This window comes from Nostoc sp. (assembly GCF_036916985.1).
Taxonomy (GTDB): domain Bacteria; phylum Cyanobacteriota; class Cyanobacteriia; order Cyanobacteriales; family Nostocaceae; genus Nostoc.
Window position 1 is genome coordinate 58,323 of sequence record NZ_JBALFD010000071.1, and the last position, 18,752, is coordinate 77,074.

At 42.3% G+C, this 18,752-nt stretch carries 14 protein-coding genes; 5 read left to right on the forward strand and 9 right to left on the reverse strand.

Features of this window, described 5'->3' with window-relative positions:
- The first annotated feature begins 29 nt into the window (after positions 1–29).
- Together V7L07_RS23865 and V7L07_RS23870 are read left to right on the forward strand one after the other, a co-directional pair.
- Positions 30–482: a nitrate reductase associated protein gene (locus V7L07_RS23865; protein WP_335061320.1), complete on the forward strand. Its 453-nt coding sequence runs from the start codon at positions 30–32 to the stop codon at positions 480–482.
- 493 nt (positions 483–975) lie between these two features.
- Complete coding sequence (locus tag V7L07_RS23870) at positions 976–2,358, forward strand: PrsW family glutamic-type intramembrane protease (RefSeq protein WP_335061321.1); 1,383 nt, start codon at positions 976–978, stop codon at positions 2,356–2,358.
- Positions 2,359–2,665: 307 nt separating this feature from the next.
- Here V7L07_RS23870 and V7L07_RS23875 read toward each other — a convergent pair whose 3' ends face one another.
- From V7L07_RS23875 to V7L07_RS23890, 4 genes are all read right to left on the reverse strand, one after another.
- Positions 2,666–3,313 carry a hypothetical protein gene (locus V7L07_RS23875; RefSeq protein WP_335061322.1) on the reverse strand — a complete coding sequence of 216 codons (648 nt, stop codon included), beginning with the start codon at positions 3,311–3,313 and terminating at the stop codon, positions 2,666–2,668.
- Positions 3,314–3,460: 147 nt separating this feature from the next.
- Positions 3,461–5,032 carry a CHAT domain-containing protein gene (locus V7L07_RS23880; RefSeq protein WP_335061323.1) on the reverse strand — a complete coding sequence of 524 codons (1,572 nt, stop codon included), beginning with the start codon at positions 5,030–5,032 and terminating at the stop codon, positions 3,461–3,463.
- A 420-nt stretch (positions 5,033–5,452) separates the two neighbouring features.
- Positions 5,453–7,720, reverse strand: a complete 2,268-nt coding sequence (locus V7L07_RS23885; protein WP_335061324.1) for a protein phosphatase 2C domain-containing protein — start codon at positions 7,718–7,720, stop codon at positions 5,453–5,455.
- 670 nt (positions 7,721–8,390) lie between these two features.
- Positions 8,391–8,750 (reverse strand): NAD(P)H-quinone oxidoreductase subunit M, encoded by a 360-nt coding sequence (locus V7L07_RS23890; protein WP_334766787.1) that lies wholly within the window; start codon positions 8,748–8,750, stop codon positions 8,391–8,393.
- A gap of 867 nt (positions 8,751–9,617) precedes the next feature.
- Here V7L07_RS23890 and V7L07_RS23895 point away from each other — a divergent pair.
- On the forward strand, positions 9,618–9,902 hold the full coding sequence (locus V7L07_RS23895; protein ID WP_179065031.1) for an Npun_R1517 family heterocyst differentiation transcriptional regulator: 285 nt from the start codon (positions 9,618–9,620) through the stop codon (positions 9,900–9,902).
- A 638-nt stretch (positions 9,903–10,540) separates the two neighbouring features.
- On the opposite strand, the gene V7L07_RS23900 is transcribed toward V7L07_RS23895, so the two are convergent.
- Positions 10,541–11,236, reverse strand: a complete 696-nt coding sequence (locus V7L07_RS23900; protein WP_179065030.1) for a response regulator transcription factor — start codon at positions 11,234–11,236, stop codon at positions 10,541–10,543.
- Positions 11,237–11,399: 163 nt separating this feature from the next.
- Here V7L07_RS23900 and V7L07_RS23905 point away from each other — a divergent pair, with 163 nt between their 5' ends.
- Positions 11,400–11,975, forward strand: coding sequence for a Uma2 family endonuclease (locus V7L07_RS23905; RefSeq protein ID WP_335061325.1), 576 nt, complete (start codon positions 11,400–11,402; stop codon positions 11,973–11,975).
- Here the strand turns inward: V7L07_RS23905 and V7L07_RS23910 are convergent.
- Positions 11,958–14,171 carry a WD40 repeat domain-containing protein gene (locus V7L07_RS23910; protein ID WP_335061326.1) on the reverse strand — a complete coding sequence of 738 codons (2,214 nt, stop codon included), beginning with the start codon at positions 14,169–14,171 and terminating at the stop codon, positions 11,958–11,960. The two genes, V7L07_RS23905 and V7L07_RS23910, sit on opposite strands and share 18 nt — an antisense overlap.
- 28 nt (positions 14,172–14,199) lie before the next feature.
- Positions 14,200–14,514 (reverse strand): hypothetical protein, encoded by a 315-nt coding sequence (locus V7L07_RS23915; RefSeq protein ID WP_335061327.1) that lies wholly within the window; start codon positions 14,512–14,514, stop codon positions 14,200–14,202.
- A gap of 425 nt (positions 14,515–14,939) precedes the next feature.
- Between V7L07_RS23915 and V7L07_RS33560 the strand changes: the two genes are divergently transcribed.
- Positions 14,940–15,059 (forward strand): lipase family protein, encoded by a 120-nt coding sequence (locus V7L07_RS33560; RefSeq protein WP_442936083.1) that lies wholly within the window; start codon positions 14,940–14,942, stop codon positions 15,057–15,059.
- 76 nt (positions 15,060–15,135) lie between these two features.
- Here the strand turns inward: V7L07_RS33560 and V7L07_RS23925 are convergent, their stop codons facing one another.
- The gene (locus V7L07_RS23925; RefSeq protein ID WP_335061329.1) at positions 15,136–17,121 is read right to left on the reverse strand and encodes a sensor domain-containing protein; all 1,986 of its coding nucleotides are present in this window, start codon (positions 17,119–17,121) and stop codon (positions 15,136–15,138) included.
- A gap of 618 nt (positions 17,122–17,739) precedes the next feature.
- Complete coding sequence (locus V7L07_RS23930) at positions 17,740–18,729, reverse strand: glycosyltransferase (RefSeq protein WP_335061330.1); 990 nt, start codon at positions 18,727–18,729, stop codon at positions 17,740–17,742.
- Between the last annotated feature and the right edge of the window lie 23 nt (positions 18,730–18,752).

The following is an 18,752-nucleotide window of genomic DNA, read 5'->3' on the forward strand; positions in this document are numbered from 1 at the left end:
TTGTAATTTTGAATTTGGAGCGAAACAACGTGACAGATTTCTTTCAATTTGAAGCAGATTTTGTTGATTCCCTGCGTTGCATTCCTATGCAGGTACGCTGTAAATTAGATACCTGTGGCATCAAGTTAAAATTGCCCGACTGGAACCAAATGACTACAGATGAGCGTCAAGCTTTAGTTGAATTACCTTGCACTACAGAAACGGAAATTCAGTCTTACCACGACCATATCCAGCAATTAATTATCGGACGTAGTGGTATACCAGCAAAAAAATTGCCCATCGAGCCTCATCCCGCATGGCTAGACTCTGGCATAGTACCAATTAGCCTTCAAGAAAAAGCTCAAGAAATAGGTGTAACCCTGACACAACAAAATTGGGCAGCCTTAACGCCATTACAGCGTTTTGCCTTGATTAAACTCAGCCAGCCAGGACATGAAAACAAAAACTTTAAGAGAGCGATCGCAGAATTCCATCTGCTTTAATTAGTCAATAGTCAGTGAACTACTGTGCCGTAAGACGGATTGAGCTTCCCAATTCATCGGGAATAGCCCAATCTTGAAGGCAGTTTCTTTCCCTATTCCCCATTCCCAACAAGATTAGTCAATTATCAGTAGCAAAAACAACCGACAACAGACGGCGGAAAATTATATATTTCTGCAATGGCACTGAAAGCAGTAAAAACTACTATTTTTTGATAAACTGCCGTGGGTTTAATTTGCAGCTAGGAGGTCAAAAGTATAGTACTGATACAATCTGATTTATCCGCCTAATAAGTCAGCTTTATGACAAACTCTCAGTAGATGGAATACTTATTTACATTAGGTAAAACAATTTGAAATTTTGCATCGAGAATTTTAAATTTCTTAGCAGTAAGTGAAGCTATAGTGGATTTAGCAATGCTGCTGTTAATGTGGCCAAGGTTAGTCCTGCCGCCAAATTAGGTGAAGAATTAGTTTAGAAACGCACTTCTTATCGATGACAGGCAAAAACGCAAGACATAATGCATTTCTGCGGCTAGTGTCTGGTAATGGGGCAACTTCTGGAGCAGAATCTCGCTACTCACTGCCCCCCAGTAAAGAGATGGTAATTGGACGCGACCCCAGCTGCCAAGTTGTCTTGGATGCCATGATCTACCGAATGGTATCTCGTCGTCATGCAGTGGTTCGTCCCCTCTCTCTATCCCCAGATAGCAAATTTAGCTGGGTGCTTTGTGACTTGAATAGTGCTAATGGCACTTATTTAAATGGACAACGCTTGTATGAATGCCAGGAATTGCACCCAGGCGATCGCATTTCTCTAGGTGCTGATGGGCCGCAATATATTTTTGAGTATGAGTATACCTCAATTACTCCGGCGACGACAGTAAACCAAGTGACACCACTGCCTTCGGCGACGAACTACCACAACCATACGCAATTAAAGCAGCCGGATTCTGTTAGCTTCACCCAGCTTTTTCCGATTATTTCTACTGGTAAAGATTTAACTAGTAAAGCTTACCTCGTACCGGGAATACTGACCGTCGTCTTTGTAGTGTTAATGTTTGCTACAGTCGGTCGTCCCCAAGCTAATCAAGTAATTGTAGCAAGTTATATCGCTTTTGCTGCCTACTATTTTGTTTATCAACTTTGCGGTAAACAGAAGCCTTGGTGGGTACTAATGGCTACAGCATTGGGTACAACGCTGATTTTGCTCAGTCCGGTGTTGGATCTATTTATCTTCGTGTTTCGCGGCATCTTGCCTGGAAGCTTGCCCACACCTCAAGAATCGATCACTTTCACAGAGTTGCTGGTGCGGATGTTTTTTGGCGCTGGCTTGATGGAAGAATTACTCAAGGCATTACCTGTACTAGGGGCCTTTGCCATCGGTAGAATGTTGTCTTCACCTTGGCGGGAACGCATCGGTATTTGGGAACCTCTAGATGGTATTCTCTTGGGAACGGCTTCTGCTGTAGGTTTCACTCTCCTAGAAACTCTAGGTCAGTATGTGCCAGATATCACTCAGAATGTCACGCAACAGGTAGGTATAGGCGCTGCTGGTCAACTGGCAGGTTTACAACTGCTAATTCCCCGAATTTTAGGCTCTGTAGCCGGACACATGGCTTATAGTGGCTACCTTGGTTATTTTATTGGGTTGGCTGTCCTCAAACCTAGTAGGAGTTGGCAAATTCTTTCTATTGGTTATCTGAGTGCCTCTGCGCTCCATGCTCTGTGGAATGCTACAGGATCAATCAATGCCTTGCTGTTAGTAGTTGTTGGGGTGTTATCTTACGCCTTTTTGATGGCGGCAATTCTCAAAGCACGAGCGCTGTCACCAACGCGATCGCAAAATTTTGCTACCCGATTTCTAGGGCCAAAATAGGAGTAGGGGGATAAAGAATAACCAATGCCCAATTCCCAATTTTCAATATTTACCTCTTGGGATAGATGGCCTCGTTTAAAAATTAGCGTACAGTTACTTTACTTTGGGTAACTGTAAATACAAAAATAAAAACCATTAGAATTTATTATAAAAGTTTTGATTTTTGGCTTTTCCTTTAGCACTTCTGCATAAGTAAACCAACATCTTTTCAAAAGATGCCTCTAAACAGAGTGAACGCAAAGTGCGGGTTACGCGAACAAAACCCATGCTGAAAAGTTTTCCCTATTCCCTACTCCCCATTCCCCATTCATACCTCAGACTGAGAGTTGTTGAGTTGTGTAAAAGCATAAGAAGCGATCGCTAAACTAACCTTTGCTTTATCTACTTCCGATAAAGCTGTCCACTCGCTATTTTGAAGATTACTGAGTGCAGATGCCGCATTTTGCGATTCACTACTTCGCATAGCATAAGCAAAAGGACGAGCTAAAACGAGGAGATCCTCAGTTTCCCAAGCTGGTAGTACTGTCTGAACGCACTCAACCAGTTGATCGCTGATTAATTGACGAGCCGCAAATATTTCAGCAGCTTTTGTGGCAATGGTGTTGAGCAATGTTTGAGGAACACAGGCAGCAAAATTAGTACGTAATATTTCTTGAAGATTAAGCACTACTACCTGTTGCCGGGTGTCATTGTAGTCTGGCGTCGAAGCAATACCAGCCCAAAGTGTGTCTAGATGTCCGTAAAAATCTTGCGATCGCCTTGTTAGTTCTTCATCAAGCAAATCGTCCATTCCGAACTGTTGTTCTAGTTCTTGAAAATAAGCTTCTGATTGATCATCACCTGGATTCCAAGGATAGGTAGCATCTTCTGGTTCCAGTAAGGCTTCTAATAACTCTAAGTCTATTTGAGATGGCAAAGAAGAGAAAGTGTCTGAGCCGTTAATTTTATGAGCCATTTTTTCTTACCTCGTGATTATTTGATGGTATTGACAACTACAAATTTTAAGAGGAGATTTCCGCAAAAAAAAGTTGCATTTTTCTCCAAAAAAACAGATTTTAAAAGCTGATGCTTAACATAGAAATCCATTTGTGCAATAGCTCCGCTAGGAGTCTTCAATCACAAACTCCCAGGTTTCACCTCTAGCACTTCCAAACTTTACCTGCATTCCCGATTTCAATGGGACTTCCTCTCGGAGGATTTGTTGCCAACCATTAGGGCCTAAAAACCAGGTTGTACCGTAGGTAGAAAAATCTTGCAAGTAATAAGTTCGCACCAATGTAGCATCTGTAAGAGTATTGCGGCAAAAGATTTCGGCGTGGCGTTTGGATACAGATGGTTCGGGGATGACGATATCATTATCTTTCGTGCGGCCGATGCGGGTAACTCCATAACGCAGTAACCAGATTTTACCTTTGGGAGTAAGCGATCGTAAACTTGCAATTGGAAGTGAGGAACCGACATCAGGAATGGCTGTATCTGGTAGTTCCGTAATACCTTCATCCAGATTCTTAATCAGTTCGCCATTAAAATCTGGATGCAGGTAGAGAACAGGCAAAGTCCAAGCAGGTTGATTAAATTTATACAGTGTTAACAACTCTTGCCTAGCCTGGGCTACGGCTTCATCAATTGGCTTGTGCGATCGCAAAGCTTCGGTAAATGCTTGAATAAAACTATGGCTTTCGTGGTCAGCGATTTCATCGCGCATCCCCAAAACCGCAGGCACACCATGACGAATCAGTACTTCTGCTAAACTGCTGGCAGGGATCGCTTGACGATTGATTGCGGCTGGTTGTGCGCCCCAACAGGCATTAAAAACTGCTAGCTTTACACCTGTACGCGTCAAGACTTGTGCTAATTCTATGCCATTCAGGGGCATCTCTGGTCGCAAAAACAGTAACCCTCCATCTGGGTCTGGCAAACCATGTCCAGCGTAAAAGAAAACATTGTATGCTTTGGTTTCTAATTCATCAATCAACTGCTGTGGAGTTGGTTGAATGAGTTGATTGACTACACAAGGCGCGTATCTTTGGGAATTACCAGGTGTATCTGCAAGAATTTGCTGTAAAATGGCAGCTTCTTGTTCTAGTTGCAGTTTGTCATCATGACCTAAAACTAGCAAAATACTTAAAGCCTGGTCAGTTTTCAAATAGGGTAAAGCATCAACTTCAGTGCTGGTGCGACTAAATAGCAAATCTTGCGAGAGAGACATCGCCGATTGACCAGGCTCACGCTGCATAATTTCCCAAGGGAAAGCGATGAGATCCGGGTCGCGAATTTCTAGTCGAAAGCGCAAACGTGTATGCTGACCCATAGCAATACCGCGACTGCGTTCTAGGCTACCAAGAATTTGTCCGTCAAATACCCAGCGCCATAAATTCATTCCCAAGTATTGCATCAGACGACTGCTGTAGGGGCCAGTAGTCTGACCTGAAGGGGGTGAAATCAAATCTATGGGCAATGGTTTGCTTTGAGACGTTGAGTTAGAGGAAATATCAAGGCGACCATGACCAGCAAACATCTGCTGCCATTCTTGCCAGACTTGGGTCAGTTCAACAGGCCATACACAGTCACGTAAAACGTAGCCACTGGGATAGGGAGCCTTGACCACCCAAATGGCGAAGTTGTCAGTGCCAGTGTTTAGGAGACGGGCGATCGCCAAATTCAGGGATGGCATGGATTCATTAAACTAAAAGCTAAAAACAATTGTTATAAGGCAGGGGCAGGGGCTAGTAAGTCAAAAGCTAAAAGTAAAAAGTAAAAAGAAAAGAATTAAGACTTCATCAGTTCTCTTTTGCCCTTTAACTTTTGACTTTTAACTTCATCTTGGGGGCAGGAGGGGTAAATCAGTTATAGGATTCGACCTCTCCTGATTTGGAGCTACTGAACTCTCGTAGCCTGTGGGAAGCTGACGCAACAGTGAAAGTCTTAGACCTTTTCCTCCAGTAAGAAATGCCCTTGCTCTCTTGACTTTCTTGATAATTTCAAATAAAAATCCTCCAAGGCGAAAATTTTCTACTTTTTTACCTTGTAAATTTTTTACTTTGGTTGTTACCTGTTATTATTCCAGGTTTTTACAAGTTTATCGAGTATTTAACTAAGTTGGACTTGTGTCAGCTGGTTCGGTAACTGGCGGTTGGGTGACAGTTGTACATGGACTTGGTGCATCTGATTGTAAAACAGAGACGCCAAAACGGTTGAGTTGGGACAAGTCTAGCAATATTGTTGCTGGCAAAGGTTTGGAATTTGGTGGAACTGAGGTAGTTACAGATGGGGTATTAGTATTAGCTGGAGTTTGTGTACTTTTATTGGCACAGACTCGCATAGATACCGAAAAATTCCCAGAAGCCGGTTTGGGATTTGATTTTTTCTCAATAACCTCTAAAAAAGTCCCGCGAGGAAGTGATTGGTTGCTCCCCAAGGAGATGTCATTGTTGGTTTTAATTACCCAACCAGGAGAAAGATTAGCCAGCGATCGCGGTGTGGGTGTTGCTTCAATGGTAGGGTTGGCAGTTGGGGTGGGATTGGCAAAAGTTGGAAATTTCCATGATTGCGATCGCAGCTGCTTTACGAACAATCCTAAAGCACCTGCGGCTACCACAAATAGTAATGGAACAATCCACTGTAGCGGTAAACTGCGCGTTTTGACTGGCTCCTTTTCAGTAATTACCTGAGTTTTGTGGTTTGGGCTACCTAAAAGTGTCGGAGCTGTTGCCCTGGATGCCAAATCAACAGTTTTGGCAGAATAACTCTCTGGAATCACTGCTTTGATGGTGATTTCTGGTTCCCAATATTGGACTTGATAATGAACTAAAGCGACGGTGACATTATCGTGTCCATTTTTAGTATTAGCAAGTTCGACTAATCTATTGGCAACAGTTGCTATATCTGCTTCCCCAAGTAGAATCGGCAAGATTTCAGTTTCCCAGTACTCCTCCACGCGATCGAAATCACTCAAACCATCGGATGTGAGCAGAAAAACTGCATCTTCGTCGAGCATAAACCGTCCCGATGTGGGATGCAGTGAACTACTGGGCCCCATCCCCAAAGCCTGGACGAGAGAGCCAGCAGCACTTTGTTGTATAGCCTCGCGGTAAATGGCATAACCTAGCCGCACTTCGCGGGACGCGACATCATCATCGAGGGTAACTTGATAACAGCCGTGGCGTGTAATCCAGTAGGCACGACTATCGCCGACGTGGGTAATGTACATTTCATGAGCAACAGGCAATGCCATGACTAAAGTCGTGCCCATGCGTTGACGCCCTTGGCGATTTTCACCGTCATTGCGCTGACTAATTTTGTCATTGGCCATTGCCACTGCCTTATCTAAGTCATTTAGCAGCAGTGAAGGGTCTATGTGGTCGTAGGGAACTTTTGTTAGTTGCTGTACCTGCTGCTGGATTGTTTCAATGGCTAAATTTGAGGCGACATTGCCGCCTTCGTGGCCGCCGATGCCATCACAGACAATTGCTAAGGCTGTTGGCTGGGGTGGTTTGCTGACTAGAGTTCCACTGGGGGGGCTACAGGCGTCTTCGTTACGCTGACGACTGGGCCCGGTGTCGGTTTTGGTGATAATTTGGATTGTGGGTGTTTGCGATCGCCCTAACCCAGCCAGTCCTTGATCTAAAACTCCGATTAATTGATCGGTGGAATTAATCTGTCCTTGAATTAAAGCAAGGCTAACGCGATCGACAAATTCAGTTATGGCTGGTTTAGCATCACCGATCAACTGCTGCCAAAATTCACCTAATTGGGGTAATTCTGGTGTGGCACTGTCGAAACGTAATTCCAACAAACGTACTAACGATCCTTCTACCCGTAGTACATAAGAGTCAAGTAAGCTAGAGGCGACACCTTCACTTGCAAGAGGTTGCCATAGATGAGCTATTTGCCATAACCAATTGAGTTGGCGCATCGATGTTGCATCACGCCAAGCAGTGGTTAATTCACTGCCCAAACTCACTTTTTGGATAGTGTCGTCTACTAATAGTGGCGGTTTTTCTAAGAGTAATATTTCTCGCTCGGAAGATCCGTCAGCAACAAACAGTACTCCGTACACCTGCGGTACGTGTAAGCGGTAGGGAATGAGTCTCAGGTAAGCTTTTAGGGGCTGAAGATTATCTAACTCCGGCGTTAGGGCTAATAAACCAGGCTTCGTATCTAAAAGAACAAATTTATCAAGGATTAAATAGCGATCGGCTAATATTTCTCCAGGGCTACCCACATTTGGGCCATCTACCACAGCCCAGAGATAATTTTTGAGTAGGGGCGTGGAACATCGCTGGCAAAACTTGTGAGTCAGGGGGTTGGCAGCCTGACAATTTTCGTTTGGACAGTAGAGCGTTGCCGCGTCATTTTCCATAGTTTTCGCACCGATCAGCGATTGGCAATTTCTTTAATAGCATTAGTAGGGACAATCTAGACCGCTCATCTTTCTTAAACTTGACATACCCAGACTTTAGATGATGATTTTAGCTGGCGGATATCAGCAGGTGCTAATACAAAACTTATCCAAAAAATACGCTCCTAAGTCAACCCTACAGCCTAATCATAGCTTCTATTGCCCTGTGACTCTCCATCGCCAAAGCAACTAACCCAACCCTGTCACCAAAGCATAACCCAAGCATAACTGCACGATTTGCTTTTGCTAAATTATCCCATCATCAAGAGGCGGATAATGTTGGTATTTATTTAGTTTATAAGTAGGATAGCAAGAATTAACTTTAATTAAGAATTAAGAATAGCAAATATTAATTTTGGCAAAAGTACCGGATAAATACAGTGGCTCTAAAAATCTCTTCAGGATTGCTGTTAGCGATAGCTAGGGTTGAGCCAGTGCTGAGTTAAGAAGTAGACTTGTAACCATTCCTCTCTCTGCCTAAGGGAACTCCAAGAAATAAAAAACTCCACGCCACTTGCGGGATGGAGTTTTAGGGTATGGGAAATGGGGCATGGGAAGCAGGGAGAAGAATTTTCCCCTCCGCCCCCTGCACCCTGCCCCTCTGCCTCTTTTCAATGCCCAATGCCCAACCTTATTGTTTGTCGTCAATGGCAACTTGAGGGACTCCCATGCTGTAGTTGGTAACACGGGCAGAAAGATTGTAGCTGACTTCTCCTTTTTGTAGGAGCGATCGCAGATAATGCTCTAAATCTGACCCCACACGGCGTAAGTTATAATCTGTGAGGTCTTGGCCACTAGATGCTTCTACTAATTCATCAAATTTTCGATAAATTTTTTGCAGCGCATCTTCATTCCAATTAAATTCGTTATCTGGGTCAACATCTAACGTTAAGACTTGTTGACTAGGAACTAGATCGCCATCCCGGTCAATTTCACCTGCGAAAATGCGGATATGCCGGGTTGTGGACTTGAGCAGCATCGGGTTATCCATAAAAAGGTGTAAGATTTGCGTGGATTACACTGAAATTATTGTAAACGCTATCTCTGAGCTTAGATGCTCTCAATTTACAAGCTTTGAATGCAGTTTTCAAAGGGTATATTGAATGGATATAAGTAAAAATATCACCTTTACTGATTAGTTTGTTACTTCTGTTATGAGTTAAAGACATAATTAACTACTAGTACTGACAGTAGTCGAATTATTTTCCTGTAAAAATTAATGGAGAGAGTATTTTAATTTAGTGTACTAATCTGACTTACTGCTAAATTTTTTGTACTCAATCAAGCTCAAAAGACCGTAGGACAAGGCACTTTCCAGGAATAATTTGATCTGTGTACATTTTTTTTGAAGAATAAAAGTTTTGACATTAATAATTCTGCCGATCAATTTCTCCTGAATTTTATATTGCAAAAAACATACATCAAGTAATTACACTGAATAGCGCTACATCGACTGCTGGCTTTAAGAAACTCGAAAGATTTAAGCGGTTTTACTTACGTATAAACACTAAAATTAGAGTAACAAGTCAAACTGTTGTTGACGTTCACATAAAGTTGATGTAAAAACCTTTAAACAGGTTGAGCAACTTCTTACAGAAACTTTATTGTGTAGAATCTTAAAAACTGAATAATAGTTATGGCTTACCATAAGCTACATCTGGTACAGAAACGTCAAAATCTAGACACTGAAAATCTAGCTTGAAAATACACCACAGGAGAGTGAAATGGAATACAAAGGTGATTGATGAAGAAAAATTCTTAATTCAAGCACTTTGGATTCAAAAGAGATATAAAGAATTTTTGCTAGACATCTACCTCCTTGCCCTCATGACAACCAAGTAAAGGAATCTCAATAGCTATGAACTCCAAAGCATTACCACGCCAGATAAATAATCTCGAAGTAGGTGTTTATGAGTGCGAAATCCATCTTAAATTCCGGTTGATTGAGGAAAAGAGTTTATTGAGCGATCGCGAGCAGCTTTTACAGGTGCTACTTGATGCTTTAACCGAAGGGTCTGATGACTTTCTAGAGACACTGCAAGCGTCTGTTAAAGCGCAAGAAGTGTCTGAGTTTAAAGCCTCTCCTCAAATGCGACGACAGCTAATGCGCTTGCGTAATGTTGCTGAAAATCCTCAAGTATAAAGGTGTAATTTAATTACTGAAAAACGTGAATTGGGCATCAAATCAAATGTTGATCCCATACCCCCGTTGCCATAAAAACTAAGCAGCAAGTAGAATTCATAAAATTAAAATATTGTGATTTCTGCTTTGTGAAGGTCTTATTTAGCAGCACAAAGTCCCAGGAACAGTTTCCGCTATTAAAAACTTTGTAGCAAAGGGTACTGGTAGAATCTAAGAGCAAATTCAGCCGGGTGCATTTTACCGAGTTTTTATCAAAACATTGCCGGAAGAACAAAACCCTGTGTCTTTACAGATGGGGAATTGGACAACAGGCGCTAATCAAATGAAAATCTAAAAGACCAAAGTAAAAATAAATAACCTTTCTTTTAGCTTTTTGCTTAAGCTAAGTGCCTGATTTGTTGAAATACTTATGTTTTATCTATTACTAGTAATAGGTAATGGTTTAACGGCCAGTTACCTATTACTCAGAAGTAGGGAGTAGGGAGTAGGGAGTAGGGAGCAGAGGGAGCAGGGGAAGTAGGGGAGGCAGGGGGAGAAGAATTAATAACTAATGCCCAATGCCTAATGCCCAATGCTCAATGCCCAATGCCCAATGCCCAATCCCCAATGCCCAATGCCCAATGCTCAATGCCCAATGCCTATTTAGCAAGACCGTGTTCTAAAGCAAAACGAACTAACTCTGTACGGCTATTGGTGCCAGTTTTACTAAACAAACGGCTGACGTATTTTTCTACATTACGGACGCTGGTTTCTAAGCGGCGGGCGATTTCTTTGTTCATTAACCCTTCAGCAACCAAATTTAAAACACTTTGCTCTCTCGGTGTCAAATCAATTTTGAAAGGGGCTGGCGATTGGGAAATAGCATTTCTTTGAGTTAACAATGCCTTAATTTGGGCAATCTGATTAGCTAGTTCAGCAAGATCGGGGGTTTCAGAGTCATCTCCCGTACTTGCAGCCTTAGCGGCGCGGCGGGCTAGCAAATTTTCGACTATAGCCACTAACTCATCTGGATCAAAGGGTTTGGGTAGATAGGCATCGACACCAGCATGATAGCCTTGGATGCGATCGCCTGTCATACCTTTAGCTGTTAAAAATACTACTGGTAGTGTTTGGAAACGGGGGTCTTCTCGCAGTTGCTTCAAGAACTGATAGCCATCCACTTGAGGCATCATCACATCGGAAATCACTAAGTCGGGTGTATTCAGCTGCATCCATTCCCAACCTTCAAGGGCGTTACTGGCGACTTGAACGCTGAAACCGCTCTCTTGCAAATAGTCTTTCACGGCTTCCCGTATCCCTGGTTCATCATCCACCAGTAACAATTGTGCTGACATTTAAGATTTCCTTGAATTTTCCTTTTTCCAATTTAGCGAAAGTTGACAGTCATTGATCAAGAGTTAGGAGTTAGGAGTTAGAAGTTAGGAGTAATTATTCTTCCCCTGCTCCCTCATCCCCCATGTCTCCAGTTATTATGTGATCATCAAGATGGGAGAAGCTATGACTGCTATTACCCTGAACCTAGAACCATTAATTAATCTGACTTCTGAGCAGTTTTATCAGCTATGTCAAGTCAACCCTGATGCTAAACTAGAGCGCACCGCATCAGGAGAATTAGTAGTTATGGCGCCGACTGGTGGAGAAACTGGTAGTCGAAATCGCAGATTAACTCAACGCCTGGGAACTTGGACAGATGAAGACGGGACTGGAGAAGCTTTTGACTCTTCAACGATGTTTCAACTTCCCAATGGAGCTTTACGTTCACCTGATGCAGCTTGGATTCCTTTAGGGCGGTGGGAAGCACTGGCTCCTGAAGAAAGAAGGACTTTTCCTCCTATTTGTCCAGACTTCGTAGTAGAACTGCGGTCTGATTCCGACACCCTCAAGTCCCTCCAAGACAAAATGCAGGAGTATATGAAGAACGGTGCGCGGTTAGGCTGGCTAATTGACCCCAAAGGTAAGCAAGTGGAAATTTATCGCCAGGGAAAAGAGAAGGAAGTGCTACTATCACCAAATCAGTTATCGGGAGAAGATGTACTATCAGGTTTTACCTTGAATTTACAAGGAATTCTCTAGTAACTTAATCTTGGAATCAACTTCAACTGCGCCTAGCATTCTTAACGAAGCTTTTTGTGCCTCAGTTAACCCTCTGACTCCGGCTATATTCATTCCTTCATAAGGTCGTGGAGCTTGAAGCGTTTTGCAGCATTCGCCAGTTCTGACATTCCACAGTTTAATCGTTTCGTCATGACTCGCACTTGCAAGTATTTCACCATCGGGGCTAAACTTCACTGACCACACCCGATTGCTATGTCCTGTTAAAATTTTGAGACATTCTCCAGTATTTACGTCCCATATCCGAACTGTTTGGTCATCACTGGCTGTAGCAAGTTGCGAACCATCGGGGCTGAATGCTACAAAATAAACACCACTGGTATGCCCTTCTAAGGTTTTGATACATACACCAGATGGTAAGCGATCGCTATTATCTATCGTTAAATCCCACAATTTTGTAGTGTGGTCATCGCTGGCGGTAGCTGCAATTTTACCATCAGGACTAAAAGCGATCGACCATACACTATTGCGATGCCCTTTAAGAGTGATTAAGCATACACCTGTGGTATCCCAGATTTTCGCCGTATAGTCTCCGCTGGTGCTTGCCAAAGTTTGACCATTAGGACTAAAAACAGTACACCAAACCCAATCAGTATGACCTTGTAATGTTTTTAAACACTCACCCGTTTGCACATTCCACAATTTTAAAGTTCGATCAGCGCTACCAGTCAATAAAGTTTTGCCATCAGGACTAAAATTTACCGACCAAACCCAATTGCTATGTCCGTGCAAAGTCAAGAGACATTCACTTGTGCTTGAGTCCCATAACTTAACTACGATACTGCCACTTGCTAAGGTCTTACCGTTGGGACTAAAGGCAACCGATACAACTAAACTGGTATGTCCTGATAAAGTTTTAAGACATATACCCTCCTGAATATCCCACAATCGCACCTGACAGTCACCGCTACCGCTTACCAAGGTTTTCCCGTCAGGACTAAAAGCAATTAATCTAAAGGCATTAGTGTATCCTTTGAAAGTTCTGACACATTGCCCAGTCGCAGTATTCCATAGCTTAACAGTGTGGTCTTGACTGCTGCTAGCAATTATTTTCCCATCAGGATTAAAAGCAATTGCCCAAACTTGGCTAGTGTGTCCTTGCAAAATTTTCTTACAGATACCCGCAGTCACATCCCATAACTTGATGGTTTTGTCATGACTAGCAGTGGCCAGGATTTTCCCATCAGGGTTAAAAGCAATTGATTGTACAAAAGAAACGTGTCCCTGTATGAAAGTATTGAGTAGTTCGCCCGTTCTCACACTCCATAACTGGATAATATAGTCATCGCCCACACTCGCAATAGTTGTTCCATCAGGACTAAAAGCAACAGCCTGTACAAAATTGCTTTGTCCTGGGAAAGTTTTGAGTAACTCACCTGTAGGTACACTCCATAACCTGATAGTGCTGTCATTCGCACTACTAACTAGCATTTGACCGTCAGGACTAAAGGCGATGGAGTGAGGTTGAGTGCTGTGTCCTGTAAAAGTTCTTAATAGTTTACCTTGACGAACATCCCATAAATTAATCGTGTGTTGATCGCCGATGCTAGCAAGTGTTTGGCTATCTGGACTATTCGCGCAGTGTTGGGGAGCGAATGCTACATCAAAGACCCAACTTGTATGTCCTTGAAAGGTTTCTAAACAAATGCCTGTGTTAGCATCCCATAACTTTGCACTTTGATCGTCGCTACCAGTCGCTAGTATTTGACCATTGGGACTAAATGCTAGTGAAATAATCCAAGAGGAATGTGCTTTCCATCTCAAAAGTGGTTTTCCGTCAGCTACTTGCCATAATTCCACCTCACCCGCTACGCCACCAGCCGCTAAAATTTTACCATTGGGACTAAATGCTACTGCCAAAATACTGTCAAAGGTTTCGCTAAAAACCGACTTTGATAAATCAGCATTTTGGAAGTTAATATGATTTAAATTCATATTTTTCAGATATGCCTGCCAAACAGTGAGGTTTGAAAAATCGGCATTTTTTAAATTTGCTGAAATATGGCAGAGTATATTTAAAAGATTTCCTCCCGCATATCCAGTTTGAATGGGAGGATAATTTTGTAAGTTCGTAATAACTTGATAAATATATTTTTCTAATCTATTTTTATTTTCAAAATGTGCAAATAGTTGATCAACTAATGGTTTTAATAACAAACATACCTGTGACTCCCGAATATAATCTTTAATCGGTGCGATCGCTGAAGGGTTGGAGGTTTAATCTTGGGGAGATGTTTACACCATTCTGCTGCTGTATAGCTCCCTTCAGAACTCTATGCAGATTATTCTTGGTAACTTTTTCATTTAAAGCTTGAGAGAGCGATCGCCATAGTTGCGAACCAACGTCTTTGATGTGACCGTAGTCATATTTGACTTCTGGCGCTATTTCTAGGTAAGTTTTCCCTTCCCAAGCATAGCGAAATACAATCTCTTGCGTTCTCGTTAAGCGTCCTCGTTCCAATAATTGCTCAACAAGTGCGATCGCATCTTCAACCGTCATTTATTTCCGTAGTAATACAGCTTAACTACAATATTCCCACGAGCAACTTGATTTTTTCGCAAAAGTTTACGTAAATCTACCAAAAATATCCGAACTTTTCCCGACCTTTTCTTACTGACAGACTTTATACCAGCCCGTTAGAGTATTTGGAAGATCACAGCGATCAAAAATCTAACCAATAACCAGGACAAAGACATGGCTATTTATTACGGCACAAATGCAAATAACTCACAATCAAAAATATTACAGGACTTGTTGTACGCATTCTCATAATTATTTAATTATTTTTCTGAGCTTGAGGTAGAACTAATGCAATCTTCAACTGATACAAACCATTCAACAGACAGAATAATTATTTCTCAGCTGGATACCAATACCTACCCTAAAGGTTTTGATGCTGAAATGGCTCGAAAACTGGCATTACACTGTACACCTTTGCTAGCCCACGATGCGGGGATAGACAATTTGCAGCGAGTTTTGAAGCTCTAAAAGTTCGGCACTGGCGAATTGCAAACACGGAAGATATTGATGTCAACTTAAGTTGAAACTCCTTTAAAACCTCGTTTCCAGTCGGGGACAGGGAACGAGACAAACAAGAAATTACAATTAGCTAAATAACCCTTACCACTGAGGATTTTGCATAATTAATGCCTCGGCAGCCGAGTTATTTAATGGAAGTGAAAAAAAATGTCCCTGGCCATATTCACAGTTCAACTTTCTGAGAAGTGCTAGTTGCTCTTTTGTCTCTACTCCTTCGGCAAGCACATCCACACCCAACTTATGTGCCAAGGTGACGATTATCTCAATAATTTCTAAGTTTTTACTATTGGCGCTCATTGGGCTGATAAAAGAACGATCAATTTTCAACACACTAATCGGAAAGTTATAAAGACGACCTAATGAAGAGTAGCCTGTACCAAAGTCATCAATTGATAACTCAATGCCCATCTCTCGAAGTTGTAAAATTACAGCAGTTGCCTTATCGCCATTTTCCACAATTACGCTTTCAGTAATCTCTAGTACTAGAGTACTAGTGTCAAGACCTGTCAATTGCAAAATTTGCCCAATCTGCTCAATCAAATCCGGCTGAGAAAATTGCTTGATGGAGAGATTAACACTAATTTTTTCTAGTAAGTTGGAACGATGGCACACCTGCCAAGCCTGCATCTGGCGGCAGGCTTCATACAACGCCCAGTTGCCAATGGACAAAATTAGTCCAGTTTCCTCTGCAAGGGGAATAAAATCTGCTGGATGAAGTAGACCACGCTCTGGATGCTGCCAGCGCAACAGAGCCTCAAAACCTAAAATAGAGCCACTAGCGAGTGAAACAATCGGTTGGTAATAAACTCGAAATTCTTCGCGTTCAATTGCTCGGCGCAAATCGGTTTCTAGCTGCAATCTTGCTAGAGCGCTAGCAGACATCTCTGAGTTGAATAGCTCATAACGCGCTCTGCCTAACACCTTAGCTCGGTACATTGCTGTATCAGCATCCCGCAACAGTTCTTCTGGGTGTTCATAATCTACTGTCGAACTCAACGCGATGCCAATACTTGCCGTGATGAACATTTCTTGTCCATCAAGCTCAAAGGGTAACGCCAGTTCATGGTGAATACGTTCAGCTACTATGATAGCATCTGACACATCCTGGATTCCCTCAAGCAGGATTGTAAATTCATCTCCCCCAAGCCGTGCTGCTGTATCTATAGAGCGTACACACACTTCTAGCCTACTTGCAGTAGCAAGCAGAAGTTGGTCTCCATTTAGGTGTCCAAAACTGTCATTGATCACCTTAAACCGATCTAGGTCGATAAATAGCACAGCAAATAGATAATTTGAATGCCGTTTTGAATAATTTATCGCATGTTTTAGACGGTTCATAAATGCAGCACGGTTTGCCAGACCCGTCAGCGCATCGTGAAAAGCAAGGTGCAGCAGTTGTGACTCGACTCGTTTACGCTCTGTAATTTCATTTAGCAATTTCTGATTTGCTTTTACCAGTTCCGCTGTCCTTTCCGCCACCCGGATTTCTAACTCACTGTAAGCTTGGTGTAACATTTCTTCAGCTTGTTTGCGTTCACTAATATTGCATAGCAGCCAACGCCAGCCAAGCTGTTTACCCTCAAGGTCATATACGACTGAGGCTTTTACACTAACAGGAAAAGGCTCTCCTCTATGTGGTTTTAGGTTAATTTCCCAGTTGGTTAGCTCCTGCAAATTCTTCATTTGAGAGCTAAAGGACTGGCGGTATTGTTGAGCAATAAAGATAATTAATGGTTTACCGACTAAATACTTTTGTTGAATACCAAGTAAGGTTGCTGCTACATGGTTAGCTTCTTGGATTGTCCCAATGGTATTAGTTATCAAGTAACCATAGGGAGCAAACTCAAACAAATCTTGGTAACGCTGGCGCTCTTTGTCTACTGCTACTCGCGCTTCTTCTAACTTCTCGGAAGCTGTCAATAGTTCTTCCATTGCGGTATTAAGTTCCTCAAAAGCCCCGGTTACAATTTCCCGTTGTGAGTTTGGCTTAGTTCCATCACATTGCAATTGTTCCTGTATCTGTGAGCGTAATTGCTCTATCTGTTGGCTAAATTCATCCACTTTCATGTTGCTCAACTCACAAAACTATGAAGCGTAGCTGTGAATGAAGAAAGCAGGAGAAACAAACCCCATACTTTCCTCAAGGTTTCAGACCCTATTGAGCAGGCAAGGATCGGGTTACTTGCAAGAGCGGACACATTGTAAATAAAATAAATGTGGCAGAACTTGTTTTATTGATTTACTAACTTATCTATTAATGATGAGGGAGCAATCAAATTTGTACACGCTCAAATCAAATGTTTGCCCTATTCAGTGCCACAAACTTGTCTATTAATTACAAAAATGCAAAGTTGCGGCAAGTCCTACCTACTGAAATTCTTAACTTTATTTTATTAAATACAAAATATCAAAGTTAAAACTTGATCATTAACAGCATATTTGCTTTCCCTATTTTTGAAAATACTTCTTAAGATAGATTCATTTTTTTGAGTGAAAGAAAAAAATAAGGCTTTCAGTCAATGCTTTTGGACCGACAATAGCCTTTTTTCTTTGGCGTTGCTGAATTCAGGTATGAAAATGATTTTACGTGATTTCAAAACCTTGTCCAACACCGAAAAAACGTTTCTCCATTCCCTATTCTCCACCCTTACCAAGGATTGTTAGCTTGACAGATTAGTAATATTATTAGAGTCGATCAATTATCTTGGCATTCTCTGGTAGCTTGGCGTCTCTTTGCCCAGCAGTACGCGCTCTAGCTGTGAACAAACCAATGGGAGTATTTAATAAATTTACAAAGGTGGCTTGACCTGCGATGCCTGGGTTGGGCTGCGCCAACGCCTTTTTAATATCTCTTGGTATTTCTTTCAATAACCAACGTGTCAAACGATAGCCGTATTCTTTGGGTGTCATCTCTCGCATCAAATCTACACCGTGTAGTTCGTGCAGATAGCGATTTGAGCGTCCATAGCGCCGCCATTGACTTTGCAGTTCTTGAAGTGTAGCGCGGTGGCGGTGCTGAACGATCGCATCGGGAGCAAATTCCAAACGCCCGATGTTTTCCCCCAAAATTCGCCAGCAAATATCGGCATCGCCACCTGTGGTAAGATAGGGGCGAAATAAACCTGCTTTTTCTAAGGCTATGCGTCGAATCGCCAAATTAGCCGTTTGACCATAGGGACGAAAGGAATGGTTCAGGGTGTGCTTTTGCGATAGAGTTTCCTGGAGTTCTGCGTGTCTTTCTAGCAGTGTTGTGCCTGGTAGTGCCACAATTTCACCAGCAACAATTACCACTTCTATATTGACAAAAGGTTTAATTAGTGCATCTAACCATTGTGGTTGTGGACGACAATCTGCATCGGTAAAAACGATAATTTCACCCGTAGCGGCGCGAATCCCACTATTACGAGCAGCATAAGAGCTTTGAATTTGGTTTTCACTCAATGGGTGAATTGTAATTGGGCAATTTTCGGCAGATATTTTGAGGATCGTGAGAGTGCGATCGCTACTATTATTGTCTACCAACAAGTACTCTACCCGTTCTTTCGGGTAAGTTTGAGACAATAGACAATTGATTAACTCTGGTAAATCCGCCTCACCGTTATAAATAGGAACAACCACCGACACCATTGGTAAAAAGCTGGTGGCGGTGGCTGCATCAACTGACTGATGATTCATAAATCTGAGATTTGGAAAATGGG